The sequence below is a fragment of the Microbacterium sp. PI-SA-G genome (genome assembly GCF_057215335.1).
In genome coordinates, this window is the sequence record NZ_CM170103.1 from 1,694,137 (window position 1) to 1,706,295 (window position 12,159).

13 protein-coding genes and 1 tRNA gene are annotated in these 12,159 nt (G+C 70.1%); 3 read left to right on the top strand and 11 right to left on the bottom strand.

What is annotated here, in order from left to right; genetic code table 11:
- Positions 1 to 124 precede the first annotated feature (124 nt).
- On the bottom strand, positions 125 to 1,627 hold the full coding sequence (locus tag AC2D10_RS08365; RefSeq protein ID WP_484711629.1) for an L-serine ammonia-lyase, iron-sulfur-dependent, subunit alpha: 1,503 nt from the start codon (positions 1,625 to 1,627) through the stop codon (positions 125 to 127).
- 141 nt (positions 1,628 to 1,768) lie between these two features.
- Here AC2D10_RS08365 and AC2D10_RS08370 point away from each other — a divergent pair, with 141 nt between their 5' ends.
- Entirely contained in the window at positions 1,769 to 2,119 is a 351-nt protein-coding gene (locus tag AC2D10_RS08370) for a hypothetical protein (protein WP_484711630.1), read from the top strand.
- A 104-nt stretch (positions 2,120 to 2,223) separates the two neighbouring features.
- On the opposite strand, the gene AC2D10_RS08375 is transcribed toward AC2D10_RS08370, so the two are convergent.
- The gene (locus AC2D10_RS08375) at positions 2,224 to 3,954 is read right to left on the bottom strand and encodes an L-aspartate oxidase (protein ID WP_484711631.1); all 1,731 of its coding nucleotides are present in this window, start codon (positions 3,952 to 3,954) and stop codon (positions 2,224 to 2,226) included.
- A 77-nt stretch (positions 3,955 to 4,031) separates the two neighbouring features.
- Here AC2D10_RS08375 and AC2D10_RS08380 point away from each other — a divergent pair, with 77 nt between their 5' ends.
- Positions 4,032 to 4,979 carry a LysR family transcriptional regulator gene (locus AC2D10_RS08380; protein ID WP_484711632.1) on the top strand — a complete coding sequence of 316 codons (948 nt, stop codon included), beginning with the start codon at positions 4,032 to 4,034 and terminating at the stop codon, positions 4,977 to 4,979.
- 120 nt (positions 4,980 to 5,099) lie between these two features.
- Here the strand turns inward: AC2D10_RS08380 and AC2D10_RS08385 are convergent.
- A tRNA-Arg gene (locus tag AC2D10_RS08385) sits at positions 5,100 to 5,175 on the bottom strand.
- A gap of 65 nt (positions 5,176 to 5,240) precedes the next feature.
- Positions 5,241 to 5,822 (bottom strand): asparagine synthase, encoded by a 582-nt coding sequence (locus AC2D10_RS08390; RefSeq protein WP_484711633.1) that lies wholly within the window; start codon positions 5,820 to 5,822, stop codon positions 5,241 to 5,243.
- A 136-nt stretch (positions 5,823 to 5,958) separates the two neighbouring features.
- On the opposite strand from AC2D10_RS08390, the gene AC2D10_RS08395 reads away from it, so the two are divergent.
- Positions 5,959 to 6,795 (top strand): SDR family NAD(P)-dependent oxidoreductase, encoded by an 837-nt coding sequence (locus AC2D10_RS08395; protein ID WP_484711634.1) that lies wholly within the window; start codon positions 5,959 to 5,961, stop codon positions 6,793 to 6,795.
- Between the two features lie 19 nt (positions 6,796 to 6,814).
- Here AC2D10_RS08395 and AC2D10_RS08400 read toward each other — a convergent pair whose 3' ends face one another.
- The 7 genes from AC2D10_RS08400 to AC2D10_RS08430 all read right to left on the bottom strand — a co-directional run bounded on the left by AC2D10_RS08400 (position 6,815) and on the right by AC2D10_RS08430 (position 12,133).
- Entirely contained in the window at positions 6,815 to 7,672 is an 858-nt protein-coding gene (locus AC2D10_RS08400) for a hypothetical protein (protein ID WP_484711635.1), read from the bottom strand.
- 11 nt (positions 7,673 to 7,683) lie between these two features.
- Entirely contained in the window at positions 7,684 to 7,929 is a 246-nt protein-coding gene (locus AC2D10_RS08405) for a hypothetical protein (protein ID WP_484711636.1), read from the bottom strand.
- An 85-nt stretch (positions 7,930 to 8,014) separates the two neighbouring features.
- Positions 8,015 to 8,674 (bottom strand): GntR family transcriptional regulator, encoded by a 660-nt coding sequence (locus AC2D10_RS08410; RefSeq protein ID WP_484711637.1) that lies wholly within the window; start codon positions 8,672 to 8,674, stop codon positions 8,015 to 8,017.
- An 80-nt stretch (positions 8,675 to 8,754) separates the two neighbouring features.
- Positions 8,755 to 9,396 carry an NADPH-dependent F420 reductase gene (locus AC2D10_RS08415; RefSeq protein ID WP_484711638.1) on the bottom strand — a complete coding sequence of 214 codons (642 nt, stop codon included), beginning with the start codon at positions 9,394 to 9,396 and terminating at the stop codon, positions 8,755 to 8,757.
- A 51-nt stretch (positions 9,397 to 9,447) separates the two neighbouring features.
- Positions 9,448 to 10,389, bottom strand: coding sequence for a GNAT family N-acetyltransferase (locus AC2D10_RS08420; protein ID WP_484711639.1), 942 nt, complete (start codon positions 10,387 to 10,389; stop codon positions 9,448 to 9,450).
- Entirely contained in the window at positions 10,386 to 10,829 is a 444-nt protein-coding gene (gene sufU, locus AC2D10_RS08425) for a Fe-S cluster assembly sulfur transfer protein SufU (RefSeq protein WP_484711640.1), read from the bottom strand. The genes AC2D10_RS08420 and sufU overlap by 4 nt, the downstream gene beginning before the upstream one ends.
- Positions 10,826 to 12,133, bottom strand: coding sequence for an aminotransferase class V-fold PLP-dependent enzyme (locus AC2D10_RS08430; RefSeq protein ID WP_484711641.1), 1,308 nt, complete (start codon positions 12,131 to 12,133; stop codon positions 10,826 to 10,828). The genes sufU and AC2D10_RS08430 overlap by 4 nt, the downstream gene beginning before the upstream one ends.
- Positions 12,134 to 12,159: the final 26 nt, after the last annotated feature.

The window sequence follows — 12,159 nt, forward strand, 5'->3', positions numbered from 1 at the left end:
GCGGGCGTGTTGCCGCTGGCCGCGGTTCACAACTCAGCAAGAATCTGCGGCAGACCCCCGGAATCGGCCGAATACGCGTCACCGGAGACAGTTCTTGCTGATTTGTGAACGCCGAGCGGCCGTGTCAGCACTCGATGACGTTGACCGCCAGTCCGCCTTCGCTCGTCTCCTTGTACTTCGTCGACATGTCGATGCCCGTCTGGCGCATGGTTTCGACAACGGCGTCGAGCGACACGTAGTGACTCCCGTCGCCGCGCAGCGCCAGCCGGGCCGCCGTGACCGCCGTGGATGCCGCGATGGCGTTCCGCTCGATGCACGGAATCTGCACCAGCCCGCCGATCGGGTCGCACGTCAGCCCGAGGTGATGCTCCATGGCGATCTCCGCCGCGTTCTCGATCTGCCGGTTCGTGCCGCCCATCACCGCGGTGAGCCCGCCCGCCGCCATCGCGCACGCAGAGCCGACCTCGGCCTGGCATCCGCCCTCCGCACCCGAGATCGACGCGTTCGCCTTGAACAGCGATCCGAGCGCGGTCGCCGTCAGCAGGAAGCGACGGATGCCGCGGCGACGGTTCGCCTCCGCAGTCTGCTCCGCGTCGAGGGCATCGCTGGCGGATACGTCGAGCGCACCTGCATCCGGCCCGAATCCGAGCAGCGCGCTGCCGACGAGTTCGCCGTAGGGGGTGACCGCGTTGCCGGCGCCGAGCCCGGAGTCGGCGAGGAAGCGCCACCAGTACATCGCGACGGCGGGCAGGATCCCGGCGGCGCCGTTCGTCGGCGCGGTGACGACCCGACCGCCCGCGGCGTTCTCCTCGTTCACGGCCAGCGCGAACGCGCCGAGCCATTCGCCCGGGAGCTCCCGATGTCCACCGGATTCCGCCTCCTCGAGCTGTCCGCGGATGACACCGGCCCGCCGCTTCACCTGCAGGAACCCGGGGAGCACCCCGTCGGCGTGCAGTCCCGCGTCGACGCATGCGGCCATCGCGTCCCAGATCGCGTCGAGCCCGGCGGCGACCTCGTCCTCGGAGCGCACCGTCGTCTCGTTCAGGCGCGCGACCTCGGCGATCGACAGGCCCTGCTCGTCGCACAGGGCCAGCAGCGACGACGCGTCGGCGTAGGAGTAGGGGAAGCCGGCGGCGGCGACCGCGGCATCCTCCCCCTCCCGGCGGATGAACCCGCCCCCGACCGAGTAGTACGTCTCTTCCTGCATCGTCTCGCCGTCGGCAGACCAGGCGATGAGCGTCATGGCGTTCGGATGCCCGGGCAGCCGCGTGCGCGGGGCGAACACGATGTCGTCCTTCGCGAACGGCACCTCGTGTCGCCCGGCGAGCATCAGCGTCGCGCCGGCGCCGAGGTCGGTCCAGGCCCGCCGCACCTGCGCGGGATCGCACGCCTCGGGCGAGAGTCCGCGGAGTCCGGCGACGACGGCATCCGGCGTGCCGTGCCCGATTCCGGTCGCGCCGAGCGACCCGAACAGCCTGCCGCCCACGCGCGCGACGCGAGCGAGCGAGCCGCCCGCCGCGAGCCGCTGCACGAAGTCGAGCGCTGCGCGCATGGGCCCCACGGTGTGGGAGCTCGACGGCCCCACTCCGATGGAGAAGAGGTCGAAGGCCGAGACGTACGCTGTCACTCCCCCAGGCTACGCCGCATTCCGCATTTCGGTTCATGATCGTTAACGCCACAGGCACGCGGCGTCGGCGGACGCGTCAAGCCCCTTCCCGAGCGGCTGGCGTCGCGGCATCCTGAAGTCACACATCACGAAAGGGTGACCATGACGAACAGCACACCGGACCAGGACTCCACCGACGAGACGCAGGCGCCCACGCCCACCCCCGCATCCGGCGATGCCGGCGAAGTCGAGGCGATCACGCCCGAGCAGGTGCACACCACCGGCGACACCGACCCGGTCGGCGACGGCGAGGTCGCGGGCGAGGCATCCACTCCCGATCAGGCGGCGTCGCCCGAGCAGGCGGATGCCGACGAGATCCCCGACAACGACGAGCTCGAAGAGCCCAGCACCGAGAAAGACCCGGGCGAGGAGCCCAAGGCCCCGAGCCGCGACGAGCCGGAGCCCGACCACGAGGCCATCGGCATCGGCGTCGACGAGCCGCCGACGGTCTGACGCGCCCACAACGCAAATCTCCCCTCCGGTCGCGGTTCTGTCTTCCGGGGGAACGGTCGGTGACAGTGAGTGCGGCCGGAGGGGAGAAACCCCGAGGGTGCGGGCTATTCGACGAGCTTGCCGTCGGTGTCGACCTCGCGCATGAGCTCGGCGATCTCCGCGGGAATCGCGGGGATGGGCTCACGCGTGACACCGGCTGTGGGCGACCAGACGAGGTTCACCTGCAGCTCGGGATCGAGGTCGGGGTAGTCGCTGCGGTTGTGGCATCCGCGAGTCTCACGGCGCTCGAGCGCGGCCTCCATCGTCGCGCGCGCGGCAAGCGCCGAGGCCTTCAGGTCGAACGCGTGCGCGAGATCCTGGTACCCGGCGATGTCGGGATGGATGCCGATGTCGGCCATCCGCGCCTCGATGCCGTCGAGCTCGGCGAGACCCTGACGCAGGCCTTCCTCGGAGCGCACGACCCCGGCGTGATCGGTCATCGTGTTGCGGATCGCCCGCTGCAGCGCACGCACGTTCTCGCGTCCGTCAGCGGCGAGCAGATCGGCGATCTCGGTGCGCGCCTGGTCGACGGCCTCGGTGGAGCGACGCTGCGCGTCGAGTCCGGCCGCATGATCCATCGCGGCCTGTCCGACGATGCGCCCGTAGACGAGCAGCTCGATCAGGGAGTTGCCGCCCAGTCGGTTCGCGCCGTGCAGCCCGCTCGATGCCTCGCCGATTGCGAAGAGGCCGTCGACGTCGGTCTGGTGGTCGTCCGGACGCACCCACACCCCGCCCATCGAGTAGTGCGCGGTCGGAGCGATCTCGATCGGGTCGGTTGTGATGTCGAGCATCTGCAGCTCCATCATCGTCTGGTAGACGCGGGGCAGACGGCTCATGATCGTCTCGCGGGGCAGGTGTGACACGTCAAGCCACACACCGCCGTTCTCGGTGCCGCGACCTTCCTTGATCTCGGTGTACGCGGCGAGGGCGACGCGGTCGCGGGTCGAGAGCTCCTGGCGTTCCGGGTCGTACTTCTTCATGAAGCGCTCGCCGAGCGCGTTGCGCAGCACGCCGCCCTCGCCGCGCGCTGCCTCGGAGATGAGCGTGCCCGCTGCGTTCTCGGGCTCGATAATCCCGGATGGGTGGAACTGCACGAGTTCGGGGTCGCGCAGTCGTGCGCCGGCGTCGACCGCCAGGCGGAAGGAGTCTCCCGTGTTCTCGTCGCGCCGCGACGAGGTGCGCCGCCAGATGCGGTTGTGGCCGCCGGCGGCGAGGATCACCGAGTCGGCGTGGATCAGGTAGCGGGTGCCGTCGGACTGGTCGAAACCGTAGGCCCCGAAGATCACGTTGTCGCGCACGAGCAGACGCGTGATGTACACGTGGTCGAGGATCGGAACGTCGAGCTGCTCGGCCTTGCGCACGAGCGTGCGCTGGATCTCGAGGCCGGTGTAGTCGCCCGAGAAGGCGGTGCGGCGGAACGTGTGCGCCCCGAAGAAGCGCTGCGAGATGCGGCCGTCGTCCTCACGGGCGAAGTCCATGCCCCAGCGCTCGAGATCGCGGATGCCGCGCTCCGCGCCCTGCGTCACGATCTCGACCGTGTGGGGGTTGGCCAGCAGGTAGCTCTCCTTGATGGTGTCGGCGGCGTGCTGTTGCCAGCTGTCGTCGGCGTCCATCGTGCCGAGTGCGGCGTTGATGCCGCCCGCCGCGAGAGAGGTGTGGGCGTCCTGTCGCGGGCGCTTGCCGACGGCGAGCACGTCGATGCCGTGTTCGGCGACCTCGATCGCCGCGCGCAGTCCGGAACCACCGGTGCCGATCACGAGGACCGTGGTGGAGATCTGACGTTCGCGAGTACTCATGCACTCAACGCTAGGCACGCGCCGCCGATTACTCCAATGCATACTTCGAGTCGTCACGATGCGGCTAGGCTATGGCCATGAACCTCGAGCAACTCCGCGGGTTCGTCGAGGTGGCCCGCCTCGGCCACTTCACCCGAGCATCCGAGCACCTGCATCTCGCCCAGCCGTCGCTGAGTCGACAGATCTCCACGCTCGAGCGCGAACTCGGCACCGAGCTCTTCCACCGGGCCCGCGGCCACATCGCGCTCACCGCCGCCGGTGAGACCCTGCTCCCCCGCGCGCAGCGGATGCTGGCCGAAGCCGAAGCCATTCGCGAGGAGATGGACGAACTCGCGGGATTGCGCCGCGGGCGGGTGAGATTCGGCGCTCCTCCCACCCTCTGCATCAGCCTCGTCGCCGAGGCGATCAGCGTGTTCCACGCCGCACACCCCGGCGTCGACCTGGAACTCACCGAAGCCGGATCCCGCACCCTGGTCGAGCAGCTGGCGGTCGGCGCTCTCGACATCGCTCTCGTCACCACGGCTGAGGGTCAGGCGCCCACCGGAGCCCTGACCCGCACGTCACTGCTCGCCGAAGAACTCGTGGTGATCTCCTCCGCCGCGCAGCCAGCGGTCACGACCGGAGCATCCATCGATCTGGCGCAGCTCGCCGAACTCCCCCTCGTCGCCCTCGACGAGAGCTACGAGTTGCGGGCGATCACCGACGCGGCGTTCCGCGAGGCCGGCCTGTCGCCGCGACCCGTCCTGGCGGGCGCCGAGATGGATGCCGTGCTGCGGTTCGTCGAGCGCGGCATCGGCGTCGCTGTCGTCCCCGCCATGGTCTTGCTCGATCGCCCTGCGCTGCGGTCGGTGCGCCTCGCGCACCCGATGATGAGCCGCACGATCAGCCTCGCGCATCGCTCGGACGTGACGCCTGCCGCCGCCGTGGCGGCGCTCCGTCGCGTGATCGTGTCGACCGCCGCCGAGGTGGCCCGCCGCGACCCGGCGATCACGAGCCTCATCGCTCCCGCACCGCCCAGCCGGTGATGGATCAGAAACGCATCCCGACGCGGCCACTCAGACGCATTTCTGATCCACCGCTGCAGCATCCGCAGTGACCCGGGTACGACGAAACCCCCGCCGCTGTCGCGACGGGGGTTTTCGGTGTGGTGCGCCCGAAGGGACTCGAACCCCTAACCTTCTGATCCGTAGTCAGATGCTCTATCCATTGAGCTACGGGCGCTCCTGGACCGCTCAGCGGGCCGTAGAACAGCCTACAACAGTCCCGACGCGAAAGCGAAACGAGCCTCAGTCGTCGGCAGGCACCGTCTTCTGCTTCTTGGTGCGCTTGGCCTTGGCGCGCTGATTCGACGACAGCGCCTGCAGGTCGACGAGCCTCAGCGCCTGCATCCGCGCTTCGCGCATGCGGTCGTAGTCGGGGTCCTGGTCGGGACGCATGCCCTCGACGCGCAGCCGGCGATCGAGGTTGTGGCGGACGTCGGCCCAGGCCGCGGCTCGGGCTTCTTCGACGATCTCACCCAGCTTCTCAGGGTCTTCCATGACGGCGCGCAGTCGCGCGGCGACGCCGGCGGACTGCTTGGCCCGACGACGCAGATTGCGCACGTCGCGGTCACGGTAGTCGTGCGTGCCGGAGGGGTCGGAGTGGCGCCCGCGCGCACGCTTGCGCAGTGCCGTGACGTTGGCCGCTGCCTCTTCGGACTCCTCGGCCATCGCCCGCAACGCCTCGCGCGCGTCGGCGATGTACTTCTCGGTGTCGAACACCCCGCCCTCGGCGATCGTGCCCATCAGGATGTGGTTCTTGACGGCCAGGCGCGCGGCAGCGGTGGCGATCGCAACGCCCTCAGCGATGGCATCCGCAGTCCGTCCCACCCGAAACCTCCCGCTACGAGCGTACCGGTATCGCTCGCGCCAGGCGTGGGCGACAATGGTCTCACCCGGTTCTCTGGACCCGACCAGAGCATGGGGATACGACGCGCTTCTGGGCGCGCCGAAAGGAGGACGATCGATGCGCCTCAGGCTCAACGGCAGCACCACCGTGATCACCGGCGCGGCCAGCGGAATCGGTGCCGCCATCGCCCGGATCCTCGCCGCCCAGGGCGTCCATCTCGCGCTCATCGACCACAACGCGGTGGCGCTCGCGAGCGTGGCAGCCGAACTGCACTCCACGACCGTCACGACTCATGTGGTCGATGTGCGCAACGACCAGGCCGTGTTCGCCGCGGCCGCCGAGATCACCGCGGTGCACCCCCGCGTGAACGCGCTCATCACCTGCGCCGGATCGTCGATGCTCGGCTCGCTCGAGCAGCTAACCATGGAGGAGATGCGCTGGCTCGTCGACGTGAACGTCTGGGGCACCCTGTCGATCACCAAGGCGCTGCTGCCGGCGCTGCGTCAGGCGCCCGCGGCGCACATCACGCACATGTCGAGCGTCTACGGACTCGCGGCTCCCGCCGGCCGCATCCCCTACGCGATGAGCAAGTTCGCGGTCCGCGGGTTCTCCGAGGCCCTGCGCCACGAGCTCGAAGACACCTCCGTGACGGTCGGGCTGGTGTATCCGGCAGGGGTGCGCACGGGCATCATCCTGCACGGGCGCTATGCGGCGGCGATCGACCCCGCGGTGGCGGTGCGGGCGGCATCGGCCCAGGCGGCGATGTACCACACGGAACCCGCGGATGCTGCGGCGCGGATCATCCGCGCGACGGTGAGACGCCGGGCGCGCACGATGATCGGACGGGAGTCGCGGATGGTGGACATCCTGGTGCGTCTCGCGCCGTCGATGTACTGGCGCGTGATGCGCGGGACCCTGCGCGAGGCCGTCGACACCACCACGCCGATGCGCTGAGCCAGGTGAGCGCGGACGGTCAGCGGACCGCGCCGACCCAGATGCCCGACGCCCAGGCCTGCTGGTCTCCGTTGCACCCCTGGTTGCCCGGGTAGCCGCGCACGACGGCCATGCAGTTGGCGAGGAACTCGGGGTCGCCGCCGAACATCGACGCGTAGGAGCCCGAGGCGTTGAGCGTGCCCCAGATCTGGAACTGGTAGATGTGGGCGAGCTCGTGCGCCATGGCCCAGTTCAGGCGCCCCTCGCTCCACCCGGCGATGTCGGCGCGGTACTTGATGTAGCCGTTGCTGTTGGCGCACGCCGGAGCGGTCCCGCCCGCACACGACGACGACTCGTAGAGACCGACGCCCGCACCGCCGACGCGATCGAGCGCGGCCCGCACGCGGGCGTAGCCGTCGGGTCCGCTGCTCGTGTACACGGGGCCGCCGGGGCCTGCCGTGCGCACGATCCGCGCCGCATCCCAGGCCGCAACCTCCTCGGTCACCTTCTCGGTCAGCGCGTGCACGGTGGCCGTCGCGTTCGTCACCACGACCGGGTCGGCGTACTCGGCCAGCACGGTCTGCTGCGCGGAGCGTGCGGCGGCCAAATGCGCGGCGGTGTCGACCTTGCCGACCGCGGCCGCGACGGCTGTGCCGAGAGCTGCGACCTCGGTGAGGAACGCCGGTCGCTCGGCGAGCACGGCGGCACGCTCAGCGGTGTCGCGCTCGGCACGGTCGACGGCACCCTGCAGGTGGTCCGTGCGCTGTAGCGCCGTGTTCGTGGTGCCGGCAACCGATTCCAACTCGGCGACGGCGGCGGTCCGCTCGGTCTCGAGGGCGTTCGCGCGCGCGACCACCCCGAACGTCAGCAGGAGCGCGAGCGTGACGGTGATCGACATCACCCGGCGCATCACGGCAAAAACCCCGTCGCGTCGAGGAGCGCGGCATCCTGCTCGGCGATCTGCGAACGGAGCGCAGTGAGTCGCTCGGCGAGATCGAGGTTCTGCTCGCGTGCGCCGCCGAGTCGCTGCTCGACCTGCACGATCTGCGTGCGCACGGAATCGAGAGCCGCCTGCCGCTCCTGATCGGCGACGACGACGAGGACGCCTCCTCCCACCAGCAGGAGGCTTCCGACCACGACAGCAAGACGACGCATCTCGCCCCCCAGAACCGCGACTCCGACCGGAACCTTTCCGACATGCTCAATATATAAGCCGGTGGACGGTGCGCCACGCACGCGATCAGGCCGGAGGATCCGAGCTCTGCAGCCGACGAACGGCGACTGCCTGGCCGGACGCCATGTGCTGCGGGATCAGCATGCGCAGGCGGTCGACGTCGCGCGCGGCCACCGCCTCGAGGATGACCCGGTGCTCCTCGGCCATCCCGGGCAGGTCATCGTGCTGACCGAACAGCCAGCGCAGTCGCGTGAGGAAGACGCCCGTGAGCTCGTTGAGCATCTCGTTGCCCGCGAGTGCCGCCGCGACCTCGTGGAAATCCGCCGCGGCGGCCCGCGCCCCGTCGGAGTCGCCGGTGCGCGCCGCGTCGTACTCCGCCTCGTAGGCGGCACGCAGCCGGGCGAGGCCCTCCGCGTCGTGACGCTCTGCGGCGAAGACGAAGATCAGGGTCTCGAACGCCTGACGCACCTCGGCGAACTCGCGGATGTCATGGTGCGTGAACTGCCGGACGACCGCCCCTGACCGCGGGCGCGACGTCACGACGCCCTCGGCGACCAACGCGCGGATCGCCTCGCGCACCGGGAGTCGCGAGACGTTCAGTTCGGCGGCGATGTCGCGCTCGACGAGGCGTGATCCCGGCGCGCGACGACCGAAGATGATGTCATCCCGCAGAATGCGCGTCACCCTCACCGACTCGAGTTCGCCGGCAGTCCCCACCTCTGCCATGCATGGCATTGTGGCACTCGACGCGCCGGATGGCCAATTCCGCATCGGGAATCAGCCATCCGGAGGCACTGATGCGCTGGTCAGGGCAGGCGGTTCGCGCGGGCGAGATTCGCCTCGAGCTCGGCGGCGTTCTGGCGCACGCCATAGGCCGGGCGGTCTCGCTCGACACGCCACGACTCGCTCAGCGCGCCGATGTTCACGGTGTCGAATCCGAGCTCGTCGTAGAAGCGGGTCACGAACGCGACCGCTTCGGCGTCGTCGCCCGCGGTGGCCAGTGCGCGGCGGTTCTCAGTGCCGGCAGGTGCGCCGCCCGTGGTGATGTCGGCGGCGAGGATGTGGTTGAACGCCTTGGCGATCTTCGACGTCGGCAGGTGCTGCTGCACCAGCTCTGAGGTGGTGGTCTCGCCCTTGTCGAGCGCATCGATGTGGCCGTCGCGCTCGAAGTAGTAGTTGTTGGTGTCGAGCACGATCTTGCCGGCAAGCGGCTCGACGGGGATCTGGTCGAGTGCGTGCAGAGGCACGGTCACCACGACGACGTCGCCCGCCGCGCCCGCTTCGTCTGGGGTCGCCGCACGTGCCTTCGACCCGAGCACCTCGACGAGCGAGGCGAGCGTCTCCGGGCCGCGCGAGTTCGCGATCACGACGTCGTAGCCGTGGGCCACGGCCGCGCGAGCGACCTGCGAACCGATGTGTCCTGCACCGATGATTCCGAGAGTTGTCATACGTGAGGGCAACGCGTGGCGCGCACCAGTATTCCGCCCGACGGTCGCGCGTCAGCGATCCAGGACGAGGAGCTCCTGCACCCGGCGGTACCCGAGCTCCTCGTAGAGCGCGACGGCCGCGCCGTTGAAACCGAACACGTGCAGTCCGACCGAGTCGGCGCCGACGCGACGGGCCTGACCCTCGGCGGCCTGCATCAGCGCGCGTCCGTAGCCCCGACGCCGCTGCCCCTCCGCCACCTCGATGTCGAGGACGAAGACGTGCGGGTGGCCGTCGCGCTCACGGACGGCCAGCCAGAGGATGCCGACCTCGGCCCCGTCGACCGTCGCGGTGAACAGCTCCTGCCCGGGGGTCTCGAGTCCGTCCGGAAGCTCCTTCTGGAACTGCCCATGCGCCTCCGCGGCGGCTTCGTCGGCGGTGAGGCGTCCGGACGCGACGAGCTCGGCGGCGAATCCGGCCTCCGACGCGGCGGCGAAGCGCGGGTATCGCTCGGGCGTCATCGGCGACACGTCGACCGACGAGCCGTCCTCTCGTACGGGGAGCGGCTCGAGCAGCATCTCGATCGACGAGATGGTGAAACCCCGGCCGTCGAGCAGCCGGTGCACGCCCACATCGTGCGGAAAGACTCCGGCGCTGATCTGCGAGACCTGCTCGGCCGTCGCGACCGCACTCAGCAGCGCCCAGAGGTCGTCATTCTGCTCGGGGCCGAGCTGCACGGGCAGCGTGACGTCGATCAGGAACATGCGCCCGGATCGGAAGACGATCCAGACCGTCCCGAGCTCGAGGCCGTGATCGTCGACCAGACGCAGGACGCGCGAGGTCAGCGTGCGGAGGCCGTCGGGCAGCAACTCGGCGAAGTAGAGATCGGTCTGCACGGCGGCGTCGGCGCCCGGGTGCAGACCCGAGTCCTGCCGCAGCCGGATCATGCGGGTGCGGGTCTGCGCGCGCCAGACGTCCAAACGCTCGGCGGGCAGCGGAAGCAGCTCCAGGGTCACGCGGACTTGCGGAGGGCGTCTTCGGCGGCGACCCAGGCGAGCATCGCGCACTTCACGCGGGCGACGTATCGCGAGACCCCGCCGAGCGCGGCAGCGTCGCCGAGCAACTCCTCGTCGGGCTCGATCGTGCCGCGCGAGCGCATCGCGGTGCGGAAGGCGTCGATGCGCACCTCGAGATCGGCGACCGAGAGCCCCTCGGCGAGTTCGGCCAGCAGCGAGGCCGATGCCTGCGAGATGGCACAGCCGTGGCCCTCCCACGCGATCGCCTCGATCGTGCCGTCGGGGGCGCGATGCACCTGCAGGGTGACCTCGTCGCCGCAGGTCGGGTTGATCTGATGCGACTGGGCGGCGATCTCGTCGCGCAGCCCGAACCCGTGCGGGGTGCGGGAGTGGTCGAGGATAAGCTCCTGGTACAGGTTCTGCAGGTCGCCGGACGTCATGCGCGCACTCCGAAGAAGTCGATGGCCGCGGCGACGCCGTCGATCACGGAATCCACCTCGGCCTGTGTCGTGTAGAGGTAGGTGCTGGCGCGCGTCGACGACGTGATGCCGAGTCGTCGGTGCAGCGGCTGAGCACAGTGGTGGCCCACCCGCACCGCGATGCCGCGGTCGTCGAGGAACTGCCCGACGTCGTGGGAGTGGATGCCGTCGACGTCGAAGCTCGCGAGTCCGACGCGCGGCAGATCGATGTCGGCGCCCAGCACGCGCACGCCGTCGATCGCCGAGAGCCCGTCGACCAGGCGACGCCCGAACGCGGCCTCATGTGCCGCGATGCGGCCCATGCCGACCGCCGACAGGTAGTCAACGGCGGCCGCGAGCGCGATCGCCTGCGACACCCGCTGCGTCCCCGCCTCGAAGCGCTGCGGCGGCGGAAGGTACTCGGCCTGCGTGGTGGTGACCGTGGTGATCATCGACCCGCCCGTGAGGAACGGCGGCATCGCCTCGAGCAGCTCGCGGCGCCCGTACAGCGCGCCGATGCCGGTCGGCCCGAGCATCTTGTGGCCCGAGAGCACGGCGAAGTCGACGTCGAGCGCGTGCACGTCGAGCGGCAGATGCGGCGCGGACTGGCAGGCGTCGAGCAGCACGAGCGCGCCGGCGGCCCGGGCGAGCGCGATGATCCGCTCCACCGGGTTGATGACGCCGAGCGCGTTCGACACGTGGGTGACGGCGACGATCTTCGTGCGCTCCGAGATGAGCTCCGCGGCCTCGTCGAGCCGCAGCGCGCCGTCGTCGTCGAGCGGGATGACCCGCAGCGTGGCTCCGGTGCGCGCGGCGAGCTCCTGCCACGGGATGAGGTTGGCGTGGTGCTCCATCTCGGTGGTGACGATCTCGTCGCCCTCGCGAAGGCGGAGGCGTTCGGCGGCTGCTCCCCCGCGTCCGATCGACGCGTTCGAGAGTGCGTAGGCCACGAGGTTGATCGCCTCGGTCGCGTTCGAGGTCCACACCAGTTCGTCGTCGTCAGCGCCGATGAAGCGGGCGACTGTGCTGCGGGCGTCTTCGAACGCCTCGGTCGCCTCGGCCGCGAGCGTGTGCGCACCGCGGTGGACCGCCGAGTTGAGCATGCTGGCGAATTCCCGTTCGGCGTCGAGCACGGCGAGCGGGCGCTGCGAGGTCGCGCCCGAGTCGAGGTAGGCGAGCGGATGCCCGTTGACCTGCGTGTGCAGGATGGGGAAGTCCACCCGCAACCGCCCGACTTCGTCCTCGCTCAGCGGGGAGTCGAGATCGAAGACGGGGAGAATGCTCATCCTTCTAGCTTCTCATCTGGCGGTGC